Source organism: Acinetobacter sp. YH16032 (assembly GCF_013417345.1).
Taxonomy (GTDB): domain Bacteria; phylum Pseudomonadota; class Gammaproteobacteria; order Pseudomonadales; family Moraxellaceae; genus Acinetobacter.
The window spans coordinates 16,188-39,169 of sequence record NZ_VPEE01000027.1 but is presented as its reverse complement, the minus strand read 5'-3'; the positions used below and the strand labels follow the sequence as shown (position 1 = coordinate 39,169).

General features: G+C 40.1%; 20 protein-coding genes and 1 pseudogene. 2 read left to right on the top strand and 19 right to left on the bottom strand.

All coding sequences use genetic code 11. From position 1 onward, the window contains the following. Positions 1-99 (top strand): annotated as a pseudogene (locus tag FTV32_RS12660) (IS1 family transposase); the annotation flags it as partial. Here FTV32_RS12660 and FTV32_RS12655 read toward each other — a convergent pair. The 14 genes from FTV32_RS12655 to hcaE all read right to left on the bottom strand — a co-directional run bounded on the left by FTV32_RS12655 (position 80) and on the right by hcaE (position 15,650). After that, positions 80-718, bottom strand: a complete 639-nt coding sequence (locus FTV32_RS12655) for a M20/M25/M40 family metallo-hydrolase (protein ID WP_180028843.1) — start codon at positions 716-718, stop codon at positions 80-82. The pseudogene FTV32_RS12660 and the gene FTV32_RS12655 overlap by 20 nt on opposite strands. Positions 719-834: 116 nt before the next feature. After that, entirely contained in the window at positions 835-1,758 is a 924-nt protein-coding gene (gene pstB, locus FTV32_RS12650; protein ID WP_035267112.1) for a phosphate ABC transporter ATP-binding protein PstB, read from the bottom strand. Between the two features lie 12 nt (positions 1,759-1,770). Next, positions 1,771-3,159 carry a phosphate ABC transporter permease PstA gene (pstA, locus tag FTV32_RS12645; protein ID WP_092767090.1) on the bottom strand — a complete coding sequence of 463 codons (1,389 nt, stop codon included), beginning with the start codon at positions 3,157-3,159 and terminating at the stop codon, positions 1,771-1,773. Next, positions 3,159-4,538, bottom strand: a complete 1,380-nt coding sequence (gene pstC / locus FTV32_RS12640) for a phosphate ABC transporter permease subunit PstC (RefSeq protein ID WP_180028842.1) — start codon at positions 4,536-4,538, stop codon at positions 3,159-3,161. Before pstC ends, pstA begins: the two co-directional genes overlap by 1 nt. 99 nt (positions 4,539-4,637) lie before the next feature. After that, entirely contained in the window at positions 4,638-5,663 is a 1,026-nt protein-coding gene (locus tag FTV32_RS12635) for a substrate-binding domain-containing protein (protein WP_179997953.1), read from the bottom strand. Between the two features lie 354 nt (positions 5,664-6,017). Beyond that, entirely contained in the window at positions 6,018-7,550 is a 1,533-nt protein-coding gene (locus FTV32_RS12630; protein ID WP_180028841.1) for an aspartate aminotransferase family protein, read from the bottom strand. Between the two features lie 3 nt (positions 7,551-7,553). Further along, entirely contained in the window at positions 7,554-8,927 is a 1,374-nt protein-coding gene (locus FTV32_RS12625) for a diaminobutyrate--2-oxoglutarate transaminase (protein WP_035267118.1), read from the bottom strand. A gap of 434 nt (positions 8,928-9,361) precedes the next feature. Next, positions 9,362-10,267 (bottom strand): DMT family transporter, encoded by a 906-nt coding sequence (locus FTV32_RS12620; RefSeq protein WP_180028840.1) that lies wholly within the window; start codon positions 10,265-10,267, stop codon positions 9,362-9,364. An 88-nt stretch (positions 10,268-10,355) separates the two neighbouring features. Further along, a complete protein-coding gene (gene hcaD / locus FTV32_RS12615; protein WP_180028839.1) occupies positions 10,356-11,585 on the bottom strand; it encodes a 3-phenylpropionate/cinnamic acid dioxygenase ferredoxin--NAD(+) reductase subunit in 1,230 nt (409 codons plus the stop codon). Between the two features lie 4 nt (positions 11,586-11,589). After that, complete coding sequence (locus FTV32_RS12610) at positions 11,590-12,555, bottom strand: 3-carboxyethylcatechol 2,3-dioxygenase (RefSeq protein ID WP_180028838.1); 966 nt, start codon at positions 12,553-12,555, stop codon at positions 11,590-11,592. 68 nt (positions 12,556-12,623) lie between these two features. Continuing rightward, positions 12,624-13,439 carry a 3-phenylpropionate-dihydrodiol/cinnamic acid-dihydrodiol dehydrogenase gene (gene hcaB, locus FTV32_RS12605; RefSeq protein ID WP_035267124.1) on the bottom strand — a complete coding sequence of 272 codons (816 nt, stop codon included), beginning with the start codon at positions 13,437-13,439 and terminating at the stop codon, positions 12,624-12,626. A 2-nt stretch (positions 13,440-13,441) separates the two neighbouring features. Then, positions 13,442-13,768, bottom strand: a complete 327-nt coding sequence (gene hcaC, locus FTV32_RS12600) for a 3-phenylpropionate/cinnamic acid dioxygenase ferredoxin subunit (RefSeq protein WP_005181999.1) — start codon at positions 13,766-13,768, stop codon at positions 13,442-13,444. Further along, entirely contained in the window at positions 13,768-14,286 is a 519-nt protein-coding gene (hcaF, locus tag FTV32_RS12595) for a 3-phenylpropionate/cinnamic acid dioxygenase subunit beta (protein WP_035267127.1), read from the bottom strand. The genes hcaC and hcaF overlap by 1 nt, the downstream gene beginning before the upstream one ends. Beyond that, positions 14,283-15,650: a 3-phenylpropionate/cinnamic acid dioxygenase subunit alpha gene (gene hcaE, locus FTV32_RS12590; RefSeq protein ID WP_092767097.1), complete on the bottom strand. Its 1,368-nt coding sequence runs from the start codon at positions 15,648-15,650 to the stop codon at positions 14,283-14,285. The genes hcaF and hcaE overlap by 4 nt, the downstream gene beginning before the upstream one ends. A 281-nt stretch (positions 15,651-15,931) precedes the next feature. On the opposite strand from hcaE, the gene hcaR reads away from it, so the two are divergent. After that, positions 15,932-16,831 (top strand): DNA-binding transcriptional regulator HcaR, encoded by a 900-nt coding sequence (hcaR, locus tag FTV32_RS12585; RefSeq protein WP_035267131.1) that lies wholly within the window; start codon positions 15,932-15,934, stop codon positions 16,829-16,831. A 334-nt stretch (positions 16,832-17,165) separates the two neighbouring features. On the opposite strand, the gene FTV32_RS12580 is transcribed toward hcaR, so the two are convergent. The 5 genes from FTV32_RS12580 to FTV32_RS12560 form a co-directional block, all read right to left on the bottom strand. Beyond that, positions 17,166-18,026, bottom strand: a complete 861-nt coding sequence (locus FTV32_RS12580; protein ID WP_035267132.1) for an alpha/beta fold hydrolase — start codon at positions 18,024-18,026, stop codon at positions 17,166-17,168. Positions 18,027-18,287: 261 nt separating this feature from the next. Next, on the bottom strand, positions 18,288-19,580 hold the full coding sequence (locus FTV32_RS12575) for an OprD family outer membrane porin (RefSeq protein ID WP_180028837.1): 1,293 nt from the start codon (positions 19,578-19,580) through the stop codon (positions 18,288-18,290). Positions 19,581-19,977: 397 nt separating this feature from the next. Next, on the bottom strand, positions 19,978-20,997 hold the full coding sequence (gene dmpG, locus FTV32_RS12570) for a 4-hydroxy-2-oxovalerate aldolase (protein ID WP_092767099.1): 1,020 nt from the start codon (positions 20,995-20,997) through the stop codon (positions 19,978-19,980). An 11-nt stretch (positions 20,998-21,008) separates the two neighbouring features. Beyond that, positions 21,009-21,905 carry an acetaldehyde dehydrogenase (acetylating) gene (locus tag FTV32_RS12565; protein ID WP_035267137.1) on the bottom strand — a complete coding sequence of 299 codons (897 nt, stop codon included), beginning with the start codon at positions 21,903-21,905 and terminating at the stop codon, positions 21,009-21,011. 25 nt (positions 21,906-21,930) lie between these two features. Further along, entirely contained in the window at positions 21,931-22,728 is a 798-nt protein-coding gene (locus tag FTV32_RS12560; protein ID WP_180028836.1) for a 2-keto-4-pentenoate hydratase, read from the bottom strand. Between the last annotated feature and the right edge of the window lie 254 nt (positions 22,729-22,982).

The following is a 22,982-nucleotide window of genomic DNA, read 5'->3' as shown; positions in this document are numbered from 1 at the left end:
CGTGGATTTAGGAGAAGTTGCAACTTTTCTAAAAAGCTCGAAAATCATTTTAAAGCCTTTGATTTGACTTTCTTTTACCTTAATAACGGATTTGTTTAACGCCAGCATACTTTTTGAAACACCACCCAACATTGATATAAGCCTTTATTCCCTTCAGCTGTTCAGGTGTCATTTTAGCAACAAAATCTTGCGAACCTCCGATACCATCTTCTTCAGAATCCCAAAATGCAAGGTAAATTGTATTTTGAGGATGATTTTCAGATTTTGAATAATGTTGTAATAGCTCTAATAGAACGGCTACACCTGTACCATTATCATTGATCCCAGGCCCTGTGGTCACAGAATCATAATGCGCACCGATTATCGTAGCTAAATCAGGATTTTTACCTTTGATTTCGATAATAATATTCTGACCTACAATCTTATTGCGATTTTCAAACGGCAACATCTGAGCGTGCAAACCAGCTTTTTTTGCCTCTTCAATAATATAGGTTGCAGTTGCCTTACCACCATCCGTTCCAACTGCGCGATTACCGCCATGAGCTGCTGCAATATCTTCTAAGGCACTAAGATGACTCATGAGACGTTGTTCGATCAAATTCGAAGTATTGATTTGCATGGTTACTTGTTGATTTTGATTTGGTGTATGTGAGCAAGCACTCAACATAAAAATACTGGTCATTAATGCTGTTAAACAAAGTATTTTTTTCATTGTCATGTGGATATCAGTTTATTAAGAATTCCATTTTAGAGAAAAACCTTATTCCATCCACAGATTTTTGTAATAAAAAAAGAGCCCGAAGACTCTTTTTATTTATGTTTCTAAATTTTTAATTAACCAAATCGACCCGTAATATATGCCTCAGTCAATTGATGATCAGGTTGAGTAAATACTTTTTCTGTCGAATTCACTTCAATCAAATCACCTAAATGGAAATAGGCAGTACGGTCTGATACACGTGCAGCTTGTTGCATTGAGTGCGTAACGATTGCAATAGTATATTGTGTTGAAAGCTCAGCGATTAACTCTTCAACTTTAGCCGTAGCAATTGGGTCAAGTGCTGAACAAGGTTCGTCCATTAAAATCACTTCTGGCGAAACTGCAATAGTTCGAGCAATACATAGACGTTGCTGTTGACCGCCTGATAAACCAGTTCCAGGCTGATTCAAACGATCCTTAACTTCATCCCACAAGCCCGCTTTACGTAAACTATTTTCAACGATCTCTTCTAAATCATATTTGTCACGTGCTAAACCATGGAGTTTAGGTCCGTATGCAACGTTTTCAAAAATTGATTTTGGGAATGGGTTTGGCTTTTGGAACACCATACCCACTTGCGCACGAAGTAGTACTACGTCGAGATTAGGATCATAAATGTCTTGATTATCCAACATGACTTTACCCGTTACCCGACAACTATCTATCGTGTCGTTCATACGATTTAAAGTACGTAGGAATGTTGACTTACCACATCCAGATGGACCAATAAAAGCAATCACTTCATTTTGGTAAATATTAAGATCAATGCCTTTAATCGCTTCAGATTCACCATAATAAACATGAACATCAGTTGTACTCAGTTTTACAACATCCGATTTTGCTTCTTTTTTATTTTCGCTTTGCGTGTCAAATTGTGAAACAAACGAAGTTGACGTTTTTTGATTTGCATCTTGAGATGTAAATTGTGTTTGATCTGAATTCACTGATTGATCCTTTTTTAAGGAATTTTGAGTTACTTGCGAAGTTACTGTATTCATATTTTGCTCCGACTACCAACGGACTTCAAATTTCTTACGTAACCAGATCGCTAAACTATTTAAGCTAATCATCATCGCAAGGAGAACAATAATGGCTGCAGCAGTACGACCTTCAAAGAAGTTACGAAGTTCATTACCCTGCCACAAGAAAATCTGTACAGGCAGCGCTGTAGATTGATCGAATGGGCTTGCTGGAACACTGGCTACAAAAGCACTCATACCAATCAACAACAACGGCGCAGTCTCACCCAATGCTTGAGCCACACCAATAATCGCACCTGTTAAAATACCTGGTAATGCCAAAGGCAGGACGTGATGAAAAACAGTTTGCAGTCTTGATGCACCCAATCCTAATGCAGCTTGGCGAATCGAAGGTGGAACCGCTTTTAAAGAAGCTCGTGTCGTAATAATCACCGTTGGCAACGTCATTAAACTTAACACAAGACCACCTACCAAAGGGGCAGATAATGGTAAATGCATCCAACCAATAAAAATTGCAGCACCAAGCAAACCGAATACAATCGATGGAACAGCAGCCAAATTATTGATGTTGACTTCTACAATATCTGTAATCCAGTTCTTTGGTGCGAACTCTTCAAGATAGATCGCGGATGCAACACCGATTGGAATCGAAATAAAGATTACAATCAACATCATGAACAATGAGCCCATGAATGCACCAGCTAAACCAGATGTCGCTGGTGAACTACGAGAGTCAGGACTCGTGAAAATATTCGTGTTAAATGAATTTTCGATAACACCTTTAGCCTTGAGTTCATCGGCAATTTGACGAATCTCAGGACTAAGTTGTTGCTGTTCATCTGGCAAAGAACGATCAATATTACCTGCAAGCCACACATCAATATTTGCATCAGCAAGGACTTTTACATCCACTGTTTTACCAACCAAGCTTGGATCATTCATCACCATATCACGGATACGATATGCTTCAGAGCTCGTATAGATATAGCTTAAATCATCACGTTGGGCTTCAAGTTGAGGGTCTTGTTTGATCATGGCATTGATGATCAATGCATCCCAATCCACCATGCCAACTTCAGTCTGCCACTCAATAAAGCGTTCTTCATACTGAGCTGGATTCTCACCTTCAGCCAGTACAGGCTTTGGACCAACTTCAACAATTTTTGGATCGAAATAGATTGGCAAATTCATGCTACTTTGCCAAAAAGCAGGCAAGCCTTTCGCTAAAATACTACCAAATAGCAATACTACGAAGAATAAGCCAGCAATCACTGCTGAAAAACCGAAGAAACGGAACGTCTTTTCTTTACGATGACGTTTAGCTAAAGAATTCTGAATAGTCTTCTTACGCTTTTCTCTAAGCTGCTCAGCTGTTGCTGAATCAACTGTCTCGAGAGTATTAGGATTAGAAGTACTCATTAGTCGTATTGCTCACGGTATTTACGCACGATGTAAAGTGCAACAATGTTCAAACCTAAAGTAATCACAAACAATGTAAGTCCTAGTGCGAAAGCGACTAATGCTTGCGGACTTGCAAAGTCAGTATCACCTGTTAATTGATTAACAATCGTAATCGTTACGGTCGAAACAGCTTCTAATGGATTTGCGTGTAAAAGAGGACTGTTACCAGCTGCTAGAACTACGATCATAGTTTCGCCAATTGCACGGGAAGCAGCCAATAAAAATGCACCAATAATGCCAGGCAACGCTGCTGGAATGACCACTTTACGAATCGTTTCAGATTTGGTCGCCCCTAATCCTAAAGATCCATCACGTAATGCTCGAGGCACTTGAGTAATAATGTCATCAGATAAAGAAGACACAAAAGGAATGATCATGATTCCCATGACAAAACCTGCAGTGAGCGCACTCGTTGCGTTGATATCAATACCAACCATTGCCCCTACAGTTTTAATAAATGGGCCAATAATCATGAGTGCAAATACACCATAAACGATCGTTGGAATACCAGCTAAAACTTCAATGGTCGGTTTTGCCCAAGAACGGAAGCGAGGAGAAGCATATTCAGCCAAATAAATCGCGATCATTAAACCTACTGGTACAGCAACCAATAGTGCGATCCCACTGACCATGAGCGTACCCCACAACAATGGAAGTAAACCATAGCTTCCTTCTGCACTTCCCGAAGTACTGAAACCCGGGTTCCACTCTGTTCCAAAGAAGAAATCAAAAGGATTAACAAAGCTGAAGAAGCGCATCGCTTCTCCAAACATCGACATTACAATTCCAAGTGTTGTAAGAATTGCGACACCAGAACATAAAGCTAAGCCAACATTGATGACTTTCTCGACCTGATTACGCGCTCTAAAATCTTGGCTAATTCTTTTTTTTGTCCATACTAAACCTGCCAATGCAGCGCAAATGACAACTGCTAATTTTGCAAAAGAGCCAATAGTTGAAAATTTACTCAGTTGCTCTGCAGCTGCAACTTCATAGGACGTTGCTGTATCACTGACACCAAATCCGGATGCAATCGCTTGAACACGGTCAACAACTACGTTTAGGCTTGCTGGATCTAGACTCGCTTTAATATCCTGTGGCAAATGATTAAGCACCACCTGCTCCAAGATCGTTGGCTCAACCAAATTCCAAACAATCAAAATTAAAAATGCAGGGATACCACACCACAACGCAACTAATGCCCCATAGTAACCAGGACGTGAATGCAAAGCGGCAGAGTTATTTCCCTGACCTGCTAAGTTACGGCTTTTGCGTAATCCGATTTGATAGGCAATGGCGATGATCGCCAATAACACACCTATAAGTAGCAGATTCATGTATTCTCCACTGTCTTTTCAATTTTCATGGTTTGAAAAAACTTTTTTCAATGAAAAAACCAATGGCAGGATAATTCCTGCCATTAGTTTGTCGTTTGATTACTTAACAGCTTTACCTGCTTTAAAGTTTGCCAAAATTGATGCGCGCTCTTTGTCAGAGAGTGAAATTAAGCCCGCTTTTTCTAACTTAGAACCTTTACCTGAAACACGCTTATTTAAGAAATATTCAGTAAACTGTGGTAAACCTTTGATTGATTTCAAATGCTCACCTTTTACATAGAAGAATAAGGGGCGTGATACAGGGTAAGAACCATTTAAAATCGTGTTTTCAGACGGTGCCACATTGTTCACAGTTGCAACGCGTAAACGGTCACGGTTTTGATCATAGAAACCTAAACCAAACACACCAACAGCACTTGGAGAAGTCTTTAAGCGTGCAAGTGTTTCTGTATAGTCACCCGCAATTTCCACAACACGACCATCTTTACGGAACGTTGTGCAAGCTTTCTTTTTGGCATCTTTATCTAAAGCTTTAATAGCAGCATACGATTCACAACCAGCGTCCACCATTTTCTCCTGGAAGACTTCACGTGTACCATGATTCGAAGCTGGGATTACAAGCGTGATTGGCTCATTTGGTAATGATTTATCAATTTGATTCCAACGTGTATATGGGTTTTTTACCATCTTACCGTTTGAAGGCAATTCAGCTGCCAAAGCTGCAAATACATGTTGTGGACGTAATTTATAAGCTGCTTTGTTAGCATTTGAAGCAAATACGATACCGTCGTAACCGATTTTAATTTCTAATACTTGGTTAACGCCATTTTTCTTACATTCAGCCAATTCGCTCGATTTAATTGCACGAGATGAGTTAGCAATATCGATCGTATTGTCGCCAACACCATTACAAAATTGTTTTAAACCACCCGACGAACCGCCTGAACCAACTACTGGTGTTTTAAATTGAGGGAAGTTATTACCGAATTCTTCAGCCACAATACTTGCATATGGCAATACTGTAGAAGAACCCGCAATTTGAATTGTGTCACGTGCTGCATTTGCGGTAGTTGCTACAGCTGCCCCAGAAAGTGCTAATGCAATTGCAATATTTGTAAAGCGCATCATGTTATCTCTCAATTTATGCAAATTTGGAGTACGCTACTTTTTATTGAAGTATTGTACTTATTTCGATACATGCATTTTGATTTGATAATATGACAATAAGGTTACAGCTTTATTACGATTTTATTATTTTTATTACACCAACCTGCTTATTTATTTTTTAATTATATTTCAATGATTTATAATAATTACGGTTAAATACTGATATTTTTATTACCTACTTATTCTTTAATAATTATCCCCCCTAATTCCGCATAAAGATTTCTTCAATCATGATCTAAAAATATGTCAAAGTTATGAATTTTGAATATCAAAAAAGCGCTCAATTGAGCGCTTTTTTCAAAAAACAATCTATTAATCGATTGGTGGCGTATATGTACCATCAGCAATTGAAGCTTTGATGCGATCAGACTCAGCCAGTACAAGCGCAAGCAAGTTCTTCACATTGTCTAAAGTTGCTACTGGACTTAAAGTTGTCATTTTCAATGATTGAACCTGACCGACTTTAGTCACACCAATATTCGCTTCACCACGTGCAAACAATTCATCCGCAACGTTTTGGTTCAATGTATCGAGTAATTCTGTTGGGTAACCTTCAGGAATTACACGGAACAAGACTGATGCAAATTGTGGCTCAACCAATAACTCTAAACCGTCTGTTACTTTAATATAATCTGCAACATCACGCGTTAAAGTCACACCGTGGTCAATCATAGAGCCGTAAAGCTCTTCACCGAGTGCTTCAATCGTCATCCACAATTTCAACGCATCAAAACGACGTGTAGTTTGTAGAGATTTAGAAACAAGGTTTGGTACGCCATGCTCTTCATCATAAGCAGAGTTTAAGTATTCCGCTTCATAATGCATAAAGCGATAGTTCGCTTCATCTTTAAGTAAGAATGCACCACAAGAAATCGTTTGGAAGTAATGCTTATGGAAATCAAGTGTGATTGAATCAGAAAACTCGATACCATCTAACAAATCACGGTGATTATTAGATAGGATTAAAGCACCGCCCCATGCTGCATCGATATGCATCCACGCGCCGTACTTATTGGTGATTTCACGGACTTTCTTTAAAGGATCAATTGCACCCGCATCGGTAGTACCTGCAGTTGCAACCACACATGCCACAATTTTGCCTTCATTTTGAAGGTGTGCCATGGTTTTCTCTAGCGCATCCATGTCCATACGCGCATTTTCGTCGACAGGCACAGTCACTACAGATTGGAAGCCCATTCCCATCATCGCCATGTTCTTTTGCACAGAGAAGTGAGCATTTTCAGAACAAATGACTTTAACGTTACGCATCGCTTCCGCAGGTACGCCATCACGCTGAACAGACCACGGATTGCCGTTTTCGTCTTTCCAGTTTTTCGCGATACATGCATCACGTGCAAGCAATACACCCATCAAGTTTGACTGCGTACCGCCAGAGGTGAACACACCTGCTTGACCTGCACCATAACCAACTTTTTGACGAAGCCAATCGATCAACTGAACTTCCATCAATGAACCTGCAGGGCTTTGATCCCATGAGTCCATCGATTGGTTAGTTGCGTTAATGAGTACTTCTGCGATTTGGCTAGTCACCATAGTAGGACAATGCAAATGCGCCAAAGAATGAGGATGATGTACTTTTAAGCTCTTATTAAGGAATAGCTCAACCATACGCTCTAATGACTTTTCCACACCCAATCCTTCTTTAGAAGGATTAAATGCAATTGCACTGCGAAGCTCTTTAATGCTACCGCCTGTGTACATTTTGTCATTTTGTAACCAAGCTGCTACTGCTTGAGTTGCCTGATCCATTGCTGACGTATAGTCAGCAATGGATGCAGCATCATTACAGAGCAAAGCTTTACGGTGTTCTGCAAAATCTACCATGAATTAAGCGCCTCGTACCGCAACTAATGCTTCAGAAATTGCTTTCTTAAAGCGCACAATTACTTCTTCACATTCAGCTTGGTTAATAATTAATGGGCAAAGTAGACGAATCACTGTACCGTTACGTCCACCCTTTTCTAACAACAATTTGTTGTTGAAACACGCTGCTTGGATTGCAGCAGCCAATTGACCATCTGCAGGAAGTGAACCCATATGGTCAGCAGGTTTACGCTCATCAACGATTTCGATACCGATCATTAAACCGCGGCCACGTACATTACCGATACATGGGAATTCTGCAGCTAATTTCTTCAATTCAGCTTGAAGGAAATCACCGCGCTCTTGTGCGTTTTGCGCAAGATTTTGTTCTTTAATCGTTTTGATCGTAGCAAGACCAGTACCCATAGCCAATTGGTTACCACGGAAAGTACCCGTGTGACCTGCAGGCTGCCAAGCATCAAACTTACGCTTAATACCAAGTACTGCAAGTGGTAAGCTTCCACCTACTGCTTTCGACATCACTACAACATCAGGTTCGATACCCGCATGTTCAAAGGCAAACATTTTTCCTGAACGCGCGAAACCAGCTTGTACTTCATCAAGAATTAAAACGATGTTGTGCTTTTCAGTCACTTCACGAATTTTTTTCAACCATTTCACAGGTGCTGTAACCACACCGCCCTCACCTTGAATCGCTTCAAGGATAACTGCAGCAGGCTTAGTCACACCGCTTTCAACATCTTCGATGAAATTTTCAAAAAAATAAGTAAGCGCGTCAACACCCGCTTCACCACCTAAACCTAGTGGGCAACGGTATTCATGTGGATACGGCATGAATTGAACGCCTGGCATTAAACCATTAACAGCGTTTTTAGCAGACAAATTACCTGTCATTGCTAATGAGCCGTGAGTCATACCATGGTAGCCACCAGAGAAGCTGATCACAGTGCCACGGCCAGTATATGTTTTTGCAAGTTTAATTGCTGCTTCTGTACCATCTGCACCAGATGGACCACAGAACTGTAGGCAGTACTCTTCTTTACCACCCGGTAATTCAGCAAGTAAAGCTTCAGTAAAAGCATCTTTTAAAGGTGTCGTTAAATCCAAAGTATGTAATGGAAGACCACTCGCTAAAGTGTCTTGAATACTTTGAATGACCGCAGGATGATTATGGCCCAAAGCCAATGTTCCTGCCCCAGCTAAACAATCGAGGTACTCTGTACCTTCAACATCAGTAACCCAGCAACCTTGAGCTTTTGCTATCGCTAACGGCAATTTACGTGGATAGCTACGAACATTAGATTCCATCTGACTTTGGCGAGTCAAATAGTATTCGTTAGTAGAATTAGGTGCAGGATTTACAGAAGAAACGCTCATATCGAATTACCATCTCTGATATGGGTTAATAGAAATAAGTCGGGTGACTTGCGGTCCTTTGACTCGGTGCTTTATAGAGTTCTAGTTAGCCTATTGTGTAGAGTTATAACTAGAGGGCGCGATGATAACGAATTTTGAAATAAAATAAATAGATTTCTATCGTTTTCACCAGCAGATTCTAAAATATTAATGTGACAAATTGATAACTTGTATAGATTTCAAACTGTACCACTTCTATTTTAGATAAGTTTGAACTTGAGCTAAAGTAAAACAGTCCAAATTATGCAAAAAATGTTCAATTTTTTTTTGCTGATTTGAACTGACTTTTTCAGTATTCCTAAATTCGAGCTTGGGCTAAAGCATAGTTTTGTAACATTATGAATCTTATATATTCATGTAGTTGTACGTGTGTGATTAAAACCACTTTTTTTCACTCATTTTTTTAAGAATAGTTTCAAGAGTTCTCGATTAAAATACATCAGCAACCCCATCATCACAACGACAATCCCCCACAAGGCTTCATTATGAATAATTTCATTATTTAAGGATGCCCCCAAAACTAGGGCGATGACTGGCGTCATGACATTACTCAAAGACACTGTCGACGCTGCTAAGCGGCGGATTAACCAAAAATAGCACAGCATCGCAACAATTGATGACATGATCATTGTGAACAAAAAACCCACCATCGCTTGCGTACTTGGTAGCACGGTTGGGATGTGTTGCCAAATGAATGGAATGATTAAGAGTGATCCTAAAGCTGAAACGATTAATGAACCAGTCGCCTGACTCATGGGGCTTAAAGGTGCATTAATTTGTTTGACCAAAAAAATCGAACTGATATACGACACCATACTGATCAGCATCAAAACTACACCCCAAGGATTGACTCGCTCATCTGCAGATTCTGCAAAAACAAATGTGAGACCCAATACGGCAATGACCATTCCACTCCATTGTAAAATAGACAACTTATGTGTTTTTAGGATGAGATGTCCAATGAGACCTGCAATTAATGGCGAAAATCCGAAGATCAGTGCCATTAAGCCTGACGTTAAATAATTTGCTGCTAAGTAGATAAATAACTGCGCACCTATTAAATTTAGGCTACCAGCCACATAACTTTTCAGCGATACATGATCAAACGGGAGTGGATCACGCATCATTTTGAGCAAAGCCAAAGCAATTATAGATGCACCAAAGTATCGAATGATGAGCACCCACATTGGATGAATTTCTACAACACTCCATACAATGGCAAGTGGTGTTGCAGCCCATATCAATACCAATAAGGCATATATACTCGCAACGACCATTATATTTGAGGAACTAGAATTCATAATTTGCTCAAAATTAAATCAATATTTTCTTAGGCACATAAAAAACAGACCTAAGTTACCCTAGGTCTGTTGCACAATCTCACCAAGTTTACTTCACAAGTTTACGAAGGTCTTGGCTAAGATCTAAATATTTATCTGCTTCAAATGCAGCTTGTTTGCTAATCAATTTTTTAAGATGACGCATTTCTTTAGCCGCATTTACCGTAATACCACCAACAATAATACCGTCAGTCACACCGAACAATACAAATGAAGATTCTGCACGTAGCTCAGGATTGATTTCACCACGTACTAACCACTCAGCTGCTGCCATATCACCTACGAATTGGTAGTTAATGTCCAACTGATCTGTCCAGAACCATGCTGGATTAGGAGTAGGATGTTCTACACCCATCACATGGCGTGCAAAGATACCTGCTTGAAGATTGGCATTTTCCCAAGTCTCAACACGACGGTGGTTACCACAGTCACGAAGTTGAGTTGCCACATCACCTGCCGCATAAATATCAGCATTCGAGGTTTGGCAATTTTCGTTTACTTTGATCGCGAGATCAACGTCAAGACCAGCATCAACTGCCAACTGTGCATTTGGCACAATACCGATACCGTAAACCACAGCATCCGCACGAAGTTCTTCGCCATCAGCTAAAGTCACCACAATTTCTTCGCCATCAAGCTTGCAATCTGCAATTGAAGTTGAAAGACGAACATCCACACCTGCCAATTTTTGCTGTTCAAGCAAGAATTCACTCAAGATGCGTGGCGATGAACGCCCCATCACCATTGGTCCCATTTCAACGACAGTGACTTCACATTCTTTGAAACGTGCAGATGATGCAAGCTCAAGACCGATTACACCACCACCAATCAGGATGATACGTTGACCTTTTTGTAACACTGGTACAAGGGCTTGTGAATCTTCAAGATTACGCAGCGTGTAAACATGTTTGCCAAGTGCATCGAAGTTTGGAAGACGACGTGCTGCACCGCCAGTTGCAATCAGCAATTTGTCATAAGCAACAACATCACCATTTTGAAGTTCGACAGTTTTGGCTTCAGCGTTGATTTTCACGACACCATTACCGCGAATTGCTGTCACACCAAGATCTGCTAATTTTTCTTCAGATAAAATTTCAATCTTGGTTTCTTCAGGTTTTAAAATCACGTCTTTAGACAGTGGTGGACGCTCATAAGGAAGATGCGTTTCATCACCAATTAATGTGATTTTACCTTCATATTTGTTTGCACGAAGCTCAAGGATCGCACTTGCGCCTGCTTGACCCGCACCAACGATGACGATGTTGTTTACATTGCTCATGGGATTAACCTTTTAATTCCGCAGATACGATACCGAAGCCCGCAATCCACTCACTAATATCTTCATAGCAGTGAGTTGTCATTTCATACTCACCAACTTCGCTCAGTGCAGCAAATGCTGCCATCCAGCAACGCACTTCTTGACCACCACGACCACCTTCGACACGAATTTCTGCCTCAGTCATCGCTTCCATTGCAGCAAAATCTGCTTGTTTGAATTTCTCAAGCAATGCAATATCCCACTCAGGACTCAGCGGTACTGCAACTGATGTATCTCCAGCAGCGAGTTTCTGACCAACTGCAATAATTTTCGCTTGACGCGCATTACGTGCTTCTTCAGTTGGATTACGACCAGCAATTAAAAACTCTTCAACTTCTGGTGGCACTGAACCCATTTGTGGTGTAGGTGGATCATGAGACAAACCACCTGTACCCAATACAAGTACACGCTCATTTTCAAGATTAAGTGACTTGATAAACTGACCTACCGCACGACCTAAAGCGATTGTACGTTTAGTTGTTGGCATTGGTGCGGCAGCGCCATTTATAAATATTGGAATCGTTTTATAACGATCAAGTTTTCCATCACAAAGGAAGTGTAATGGTTGAGTCACACCATGGTCAGCCTGCATACGATATGAGTATGCAACATCAACACCTTCATCTAGAACTTGACGCACAAGTGCCAAAGCCTTGTCTTCAGGAACATCGATTTTATTGTCAATTTTACCGTAATCCCAGTCACCAGCAGCCGTAGCACGGATACCGACACAGAAACTTGGCATAAGGTCGTAGAAAAAACCGTTAAAATGGTCTGGACCAAAAGTAATGATCAGTGTTGGATCGTAAGCTTTTACTTCAGCAGATAATTGTTCAAAAGCAGCACGTACTTTTTGCTCTTTTGACTGATCTTGAGGTGAAGCAAATTCCATTAAAGGACTGTGCGAAGCACAAATAAGTTTAACGGCCATGAGAGACTCCTTAAAAGGAAGGCAGCCTTAGAACAGGCTGCCGATAAGTCCATTTTTTAGACTAGATTTTATTCGTCAAAGAAACCAGCACGTGGTTGACGTAGACCACGAATACCCAAACCACATTCTGCATTGATCAGAACACCAGTTAAAGGTCGGTTATTTTGACGAGATGCCAAGAGCACATAAGAACCTGTCATTTCTTCAGGCTCAGGTAAGAAGTTCAACGGCATACCACGCGCGATTTTCTCAGGATCACGCGCATCTAAAAGACCTAGATTTTCTTGGCCTAATGATGCAGCACCTTTAATGTTTACATTCATACCTGACGGCGCAACAGCATTCACACGAACTTTGGGTGCAAGCTCATACGCCAATTCCTTCATGATGCCTACGCCAGCATGCTTAGATGCTGTGTAAACTGGACCACCACCCGCAGAATATAATGCTGAGTTAGATAGTGTGAAGATTATCGAACCTTCAGATTTTACTAACTCATCAAGTGCAGCTTTAGCACCTAGAATTAATGCTTTCGTATTAATTCCCATGATTTCGTCAAACGCTTTATCAAGTTGCTCACCTGAAGTATTGACGATATCTGCGTAGTGATCCCAGATTCCTGCATTACCAATAAAGCAATCAAGCTTACCAAAACGCTCAACAGTTGCTTTTACAGCACGGACATTGTCTTCATAGTTGGCAACATCACCAGCGATTGCAACAATTTGATCACCAAAGCGTTCTTTTAAAGCATCGACTTTAGATTGTGAACGTTGTAACACACCAACGTGTGCACCTTCTTCAAGGAAGCGTTCAACTAAAGCCCAACCTAAACCAGAACCACCACCTGTGATCAGTGCAACTTCGCCTTTAAGCCAACCCATGATTACTCTCCTGCCATCTCAACGTATAACGCACCATCTTCAACAATCACTGGGAAAGTTTGAATTGGATCTGTCGCTGGTAAACATAATGCTTGACCGGTTTTTAAACAGAAGCGAGCTGAATGCAATGGGCATTCGACAGTGCCATCGTCTTCAAGATAACCTTCTGACATTGAAGCATTACCATGAGAACAACGGTCATTCATTGCGAAGAACTCACCACCATTGTTAAACACTGCAAGCGCATCGATACCATTAACGCCGCAATCTACTTTCAACGCTTCGCCTTCGTCTAATTCGTCAACTTGGCAAACAAAAATCTTATTCATTAGAAGAACACACTCAGGTTGTGAGAGTTATAGGTAACTTGATCAAGCGTGATCTTACGGTTGAAAATTTGGAAGCCTAAGCCACCTTCAACTTTACGGATCTTGTCATGACGTTTACCACAGTAAATCGTGACATCTTTCTCTTTTTGTGTACGGTACAAAAGATATGTAACGTATACATCGTATTCGCCTTCAACTTCAGTAGCTTCTACGATCACGTTACTCACCATATGAGTTGTACGTGATGGAGGCTCTTCAGCCCACGCCATACCTGTTTCAAGACGAGCAACACGACGCTCTAAAAGATCTTTCGTATCATTGAACACCCAAGTTGTAGGTGGTTCAATTGAACGACGACGGTCACGTGTTTGAGCATTTGGTGTTGTACGTAGCGTGTAAGAAATATCTTCAGCTAACGTATCTAACCAGTCGCGGAATTTCCAATCGTCAAGCAATTTCGCTTCACGATAGAGGAATTGGCTAATTTGATGGTGAAGTTCTAAACTCACTTGACTCATTTCATAAGCTCCTTCTCATATTCGTCAGCTGCTTTCTCAACATCTTCCCATTTTTCATGGATTAGCAAGTCTGCCCAACGACGGTACATGCCGCGTGCCGCAGTTTCTGAGAAAATATAGTTAGTGATACCAGGGATACCATCTTCACGAATTTTCTCGTTACCAAGACCCATTTCCATAATGAGTTTGTTTTGACGCGCTTTGTAACCACGTAAGACTTTTTGAATTTCGATCCAGTTTTCAGAGTCATCTTGCTCTAAGAAACCAGCTGGACCAAATGCACGTGTCGCAGAACGTTCAAACGCTTCTTTCACTTCTTGTGACGCTTCAGCATCCGCAATACAGAACGCCCATACTTCAGTTTTGTTTGGACCACGTGGATGCCATACGCGAAGTGTTGCTGTACCGTTTAACCAAGACAATGTTGGGAACATAGTGTTATGACCCGCAAGACGTAACGCACGGATTTCACCAAGACGCTCTTTAACTTCTTCGTAAGTTTCGCGGAAATAGTTTGCTACTTCACCATCCACCCATACGTTTGCATCTGGTTTCTCTGTAAAGAAGAAGCCTGAACCGTGACCACGTGAACCATATTGGATTGCGTCTTTCGCAGTTTCCCATACAGGACGTGCAGTTTGCGCAGCACCTAATTTCTTAGTAGATTCGTCATCAGGTTTAGCACCTAATACTTGAATCGCAGATGCGTGAGAGAACAATGCATGATATTGGTCAGATGCAAACTGTTCAGCCGCAAATTTCCAGTTACATTCGATTTCCCACTTATGAACACCACCGATGATCTCAGTACCACCTGGACGACGATCTAATACGCCATCTAAGTACCAAGCGATATCACCCATGTATTCTTCAAGGTCTGGAGTTGTTTCATCCCAACAACCGAAGATTAAGCCTTTATAAGACTTCACACGGTTTACTTCGATCAAACTCCACTTCTCTTTACATGCGCCTTGAGGGAATGCACGATCTTCAAGAGGAATATCTTTAAGAGAGCCGTCTACGCCATAAGACCAACCATGGTATGGACATGTAAATGCACGAGTGTTACCGCAGTCAGCAAAGCTCACGCGCATTGAACGGTGACGACATTGGTTTAACAATGCTTTGATTGAACCGTCTTTTTGACGTACCACAATGATCGGATCTTCACCCATATAGGTATTGAAGAAATCACCAGCCTTTGGAATTTGGCTTTCATGGCAAAGGAATAACCATGTACGACCGAACACACGTTCAAGTTCTAGTTCATAGATATCTGGATCTGTATAAATAGATGGCGTGATACGTCCATTTTGTGCATCGACTAAAGCATCGATTTCGCGCACATCAATTTTCCCACTCATGAAAAGCTCTCCTGTGACTAAATTAGACACAAACTAATAGACTCAACTTTGCAGAGATAATGAGTTTTGAACGAGTTTTGGGGAAATATTTTTTTTGTTTGAATCAAGATGTTTTATCGATAAATTAATCAATCGCTCAATACGTGAATTTTACCATATTTTAATAATAACGTTGATATTTCAATATACTCAGCCCCACTTCACCGAATATCCATTTGTGAACTATACTCGCACTTGATCATATTTAGACATTATATGAATCAATCTTTGGATGATTTTTTATGGAACTACGACACCTTCGATATTTCATTGCTGTGGCAGAAGAACTCAACTTCACCAAAGCAGCCTTGCGCCTTTATACTGCTCAGCCATCATTGAGCCAGCAGATTAAAGATCTTGAAGATGAAATTGGCGTCCCTTTGCTTTATCGTACAAAACGTAAGGTAGAACTCACTGAGGAGGGGCAAGTCTTCCTTGAACAAGCTCGCCTCACGATAGCCCAAGCAGACAAAGCAGTCGCAATGACTCGTCAGATTGCCAAATCTAAACAGCAATTGTTACGTATCGGCTTTGTTCCCGTCGTTGAAATGAAAATTTTTCCTTACGTTCTCCCTAATCTTCGTGTTCAAAACCGGGATTTAAAGATTGAATTGTTAAGCTTAAACAACTCCGATCAGTCAAAAATGTTAAAAAAAGGCGAAATTGATATCGCTTTTACTCGTCAAAATCTATTTAGTGATGAAATCGAAAGTCAATTTGTTTTACGAGAACCTTTGATTTTCTTACTCCCCAAAGATCATCCACTCGCTAAATACGATCGCATTCCAGTAAAAGAGCTCGATGGAATCGATTTCATTATTCCTTCTGAACAGCAATCTCAAACCCTAAATAAGATCATTCTAGATTTTGCAAAATACCATCAAATCAATTTAAATATTGTTCAAACTGCAGACAATATCCTCTTTAACATTAATTCTATTGGCATGAACCTGGGCTGTACTTTTCTACCTGGATATATCGCACCACTGACGATGAACAACACCGTGATTCGCCCGCTAGACGTGGAATTACCTTCAATCGATTTATTTGCAAGCTATAGAAAAAGTACTAACTCAGAAGGAGTCAAAAAATTTATGGACTTACTGAGCTCTGTTTTTTACCTTGATATTAATCGTAATTAATTAATTTTTTTTCAAATTAATGATCACCGTTAAACATAGCGGTGATTTTTATTTTTTATTTCAACCAACAGTCTTAGACTTTAGTCTAATAAAGTTTTACGAATATCATCATAAATTCTATGAATTCAGGCTTTAGATTAGACTATTTTTTAAACAACCCATTAACTAACTAGACTTGATCTACCACTTAAGTCTAATGCATTAAAACAGATCAATGCTCAATATTGATTATCAATATGCAGATTTAAATGTATTAAACACATGTTCTGTATTTTAAGTTTTAAAAAAGAGGATGATTAAATCATCCTCTTTTTTAGTTTTTTAGGATCTTAAATTATTTAACGCCATGAACTGCTAGATAATTTTTGATCACCGTATTAAATTCTTCTGCTTTTTCAACTTGCGACCAGTGACCGCACTGACTGAAAATATGTGCATCAGCATTAGGAACGATATTTAAAATGTCCCAAGTACGAGACACAGGAATCACCACATCTTGAGTACCATGAATCAATAATACAGGAACTGTAATATCTTTCATTTTTTCAAAGTCTAATGGGAACTCGAAACGATCACGGTCACGCGCACCCACAACATCCATTAAACGATCAGATGCGTAGTCATTCGCCGCAGAATCAAAACGTACTTTTACCAGCTCATCTGTAATTAAGTCTTTATTTACAACGAACATTGAAAGTGTCTTACGAATACCTTCTTCTGTTAAAACTGGGTTTGCATGTGCTTTTAGGGCTGCAGTTTGTTTTGCACCACCTGTACCCATTGAAACAATACCGAGTACACGCTCTGGATAATCAAGTGCCAATTGGAATGCTAACCAACCACCTAGAGAATTACCTACTAACCATGTTTTTTCAATACCAAGTGCATCAAGAGTACGAATTGCATGATCAACCCATGCACGGATACCGTATTGAGTTCCTGGTGCAACGACAGTTTGACCATAACCAATGGTATCAATTGCGATACAACGCGCTTGCTCACCAATTGCAGGTAAATTCAACCACCAGTTAGCAGCTGCTGATACACCAGTACCAGAACCATGAAGGAATAAAATAGGCGTGCCTTCACCAATTTCATGATAATGGGTTAACTCACCTTCAGCAGTTTCGATCCATTTATCTTCTAAACCAAAGAATGAATCCGTTTTATATTCTGGAATTTGAACAGTGCTCATCATAGTCCTCTAACTGTCTATAACTGATCATATATTTGTGAAACAATCATCAGTTGATGTTTACAAATGATAGTTTTACAGGCTTATATTAACTGCTCTGTACCTTTCAACTGATACAAATTTACGATTGCATCCATCTTTTTACCAATTAAATAAATTACTGTTTTTACTTATTTTTTTAAAATCAATATTCACCCTCTGAATATGACTTGATAAGATCTCGATATGATCCTTGCTCATCATATCGAGATCAATTTCATTTTAGAATTTATAACTATAGCTTAACGCCACACGATGCTCTTCTAAATCACTCAAAGTACCTGGAACATTGATGTTGTTATAATTAGTATCAATGAACATATAGTTGAAACCAAGACCTTTATACTTACCTTCTGGCACAACATAGTTCACGATGATGTTATTTTCATTCTCGCGACCTCGACCTGGTGTTGCCGTATCAATATTCCAACCTTGGAAATGACGTACAGTGGCAGATAATCCTGGTACACCCATTTCTTTAAAATTATAGGTATAACCTACACTCCAAGATTTCTCATCCTTACGGATAAAACTCGCGACTGACCAGTTATCTAAATAAGGTTGTGGCACCCAACCACCCAATGTTGGGAATAGTGTCGCTTCATCTCCATGCTCGCCAAACATCTCTTGATAACCCAATTGAACAGTATGCATACCATGATTGACTTTCGCCCCCATAGAAATTGCTTGGCTATCAATTTCACCAAAAAGTTTATCGCCAGTTTCACTGTTATCGAAGTAACGAATATGTGCATCTAAATTCGTTTTTTCATCAAGTTTAGTTTTATAGCTTGCAGCAACATAATGTTGCTTGAAGATGTCAGTTAAATCAGCGAACCAATAACTACCACCAATCTTTGATGTAAACTGGTGATCAATACCAACAATATACATTCCATCAGCAGTTGTGAGACCTTGAGCTTCTGCCTTCGCAAAATCATTGTTTGGGAATAAGGTCAAATCTTGATACTGATTATCGTAACGCGCATTAATACCATCAATATAAGCTAAGGTTAATTTAGTATCCTGAATATCTTTCGACTCTAACCATGCACCACTATAAGTAGTTAATAATTGGCGTGATGGATCGAAGAAAATAACTGGTGACATCGGCAATAAATCACCTACTTTAAGTTCAGTTTCAGAAACTTTAACTTTTAAAGTCGCACCGAATTTAGCATTATCACGTTCTGTACGACCTTGACTGTTATCATATGGCATATGAATGTCATTTACAGAATCACGCGATTTCAATCCAATTGCATATTGAGCCAAGAGATCTGCACCAACTTGAATGCCTGCACCAATATCGTGATAACCCGATTTAGCATCTAAAGTGATTGCTTGCGTCCAGTTACCATAATCTAGATTTGGTGCTGTATCGTAATTACGTTCTAAATAGAAATTTTTAAATTTAAGCTGAACATTTGAATCAGCCACAAAATTCGCGTGAGCAGCAGTTGTCCCTAGAGTTGTTGCAGCAATCATTGCTAGCCATAATTTTTGATGACGCATGGCTTCATCCTATACTCAAATCAGCGTTGATGAGCATATTGCTAAATTGTGCACTCTGAAGAAATCAGACTAGAGTCTAAAAAAAATTTAGACTTTTCCGATGAAAAACAATACTTTAAAAACTCTCATTGTTATAAACAATTAATAATAGCTCAGTAACTAAGCAAATTAACTTTTACTATGGATAATTTATTATATTTTAATATGTTACAAATTAACCCAGAAGCATTTTGCCATTTTATTTAATAGTTTTTAAGTTTAACAATCACGATACGCTCTACACCAAATCACTCAATATAAGCACCCAAACATCTCACGCAATTGTTTTTTTATATGTATCTTTTCTAAATTCATAAAAAAAGCACTCCTAAGAGTGCTCTTTCAAATCACTTTTAAATTATGCGTTAAGTTCTTTTGCTTTAGCCATAGTCAAAGCTAGATCTTCAATCATGTCTTCCTGACCACCAACAGTACCACGGCGACCAAGCTCCATTAAGATTTCACGCGCAGATACGCCATATTTCGCTTCAGCACGTTTAGCGAACAATAGGAATGAAGAGTAAACACCCGCATAACCTAAAGTAGCTGCATCACGGTCTGCACGAATTGGGTTGTGCATCATTGGAATCACAAGATCTTCAGCAACATCTTGTACTTTGAACAAGTCAACGCCTGTGTCCATACCCATACGATTTGCAACAGCGATGAACAATTCAAGTGGTGTGTTACCTGCACCCGCACCGAGACCTGCAGATGCCAAGTCAACACGTACCGCGCCTGCTTCAACAGCAGCAACAGTATTTGATACACCCATACCTAAGTTGTGGTGACCGTGGAAACCCAACTCAATGCTTGGGTCCAAGTGTTGACGTAAGTGTCCAACGCGATCAATTACATCTTGAGGAAGCATGTAACCTGCTGAGTCAGTCACATAAATACAGTTTGCACCGTAAGACACCATCTTCTTCGCTTCTTCTAAAAGACGCTCTGGAGATGCCATGTGAGCCAACATTAAGAAGCCTACTGTGTCCATTTCTAATTTACGCGCAGCGGTGATGTGCTGTTCAGAACAGTCAGCTTCAGTACAGTGAGTTGCAACACGAATCGTTGATACACCGATTTCATGTGCCATTTTCAAGTGGTCAACCGTACCGATACCAGGAAGAAGAAGTGCAGAAACTTTTGCATTCTTCATACGCGGTACAACAGCAGACAAGTATTCTTCGTCAGTCGCAGCAGCAAAACCGTAGTTTACTGATGAACCACCAAGGCCGTCACCGTGAGTGACTTCAATTAATGGTACGCCTGCATCATCAAGTGCTGTTGAAATTGCAATCATTTGCTCAACAGTCGTTTGATGGCGCTGCGGATGCATACCATCACGTAAAGTCATATCATGAACAATAATCTTAGACATGCGGTTGCTCCTTAAGCTTCTTCTTTGTTGAATACGTGTTCAGCAAACATTTCTGCTGTACGAGCAGCTGCAGCTGTCATAATGTCGAGGTTACCTGCATATTTCGGCAAGAAATCACCCAAACCTTCTACTTCCAAGAAGATAGAAACACGGTTACCATCAAAAATTGGACCATTTACAAGTTTGTAACCTGGTACATATTTTTGCACTTCTTTAATCATCGCGTGAACTGATTCAGTGATCGCAGCTTGATCTGGCTCACCTTCAACAAGACAGTGTACTGTGTCACGCATCATAAGTGGTGGCTCAGCAGGGTTAATGATGATGATCGCTTTACCTTTTTTCGCACCACCAACTTTCTCAATAGCACCCGCAGTTGTACGTGTGAATTCGTCGATGTTTTTACGTGTACCAGGACCTACAGATTTTGTAGACACAGTCGCGATGATCTCACCATATTCAACAGGTTGAACACGTGAAACTGCTGCAACCATAGGAATTGTCGCCTGACCACCACACGTTACCATATTCACGTTAGGCACTTCACCTTCTGCAAGTAAAGCTTCTAAGTTCACAGGTGGAACACAGAAAGGACCAATTGCAGCAGGTGTTAAGTCAATCATCAGTACACCAAGTTCATTTAACTTGCGGCTGTTTTCAGCATGTACATATGCAGACGTTGCATCAAAAGCAATTTTGATATCATCTTCAATGACGTGAGGAAGAAGACCATCAACCCCTTCTGCAGTGGTTTTTAAACCCATTTTCGCAGCACGAGCAAGACCTTCAGAAGTAGGATCGATACCCACCATCCAAACTGGCTCTAACCATTCGCTACGTTGAAGTTTGTAAAGCAAATCAGTACCAATGTTACCTGGTCCGATCATTGCACATTTAATCTTTTTCATTAACGTACTCTCTCAAAATTCCGACTTATTCAGCAGCGAAAGCAGCAGTCACTGAACCAAAGCCTTCAATCTCAACTTTGAATTCATCACCTGGGTTTGCTACAACCATAGGGCCTAATGCACCTGTTAAAATAATGTCACCAGCTAACAATGGACGACCACGACGTACCATTTCATCAGCAAGCCAGACAGCTGCATTTAAAGGGTTTGCTAAACAAGCCTTACCAACACCTTGAGACACGACTTCTTCACCACGTGTCATGATCATTTTACAATTCACTAGATCAAGGTTATCGAGTTTTACAGGACGTGAACCCAATACAAATGCAGCTGAAGATGCATTATCTGCGACAGTGTCAATCAAACTGATCTTCCAGTTTTCAATTCGACTATCCACCACCTCAACAGCAGGAAGTGCATAATCAGTCGCGCTGATAATGTCAGCATAAGTGTGTTTTTCTTTCGTTAAATCTTGTTTGATCACCAAAGCGATTTCCGCTTCTACTTTAGGTTGGATCAATAGACCTGCAGGAATCGCCTCTCCATCACCATAAGCCATGTCTGCAAACAGCATACCGAAGTCAGGTTGATCTACACCGAGTTGTGCTTGAACCACTTTTGATGTCAAACCGATTTTACGCCCAACTAAACGACGACCTTCTGATAAGGCACGCGCTGTATTCACTTCTTGTACAGCGTAAGCGATATCTACATCAGCAGCTTCACCACCCAACGTTGGGCGAATTGGTGCGATTGCACTTTGTGATAATTCAGCAGTTCGTAACGCTTGTGCTACTGATTCAACTACAGCAGAATTAGACATCAAGACTTCCTTCAACTTCATTCGATGATCTATTTGACCTTAGGAAAATTGCTTGAAAACAACCTTCTGGGGGACAAATTCTTTTAGAGAGATACCTGCATCTCTGATGAGAGCTAGAATGGAAAAATCTTGACCTATATGCCAATACTTATTTTCTTTATGACAATAGTTTCAGACTATAAATAATTTATCAAATCAAGACACTATCTTATTGTTTTACATGTTTTTAAAATTTTATTATTTAAATATACAGA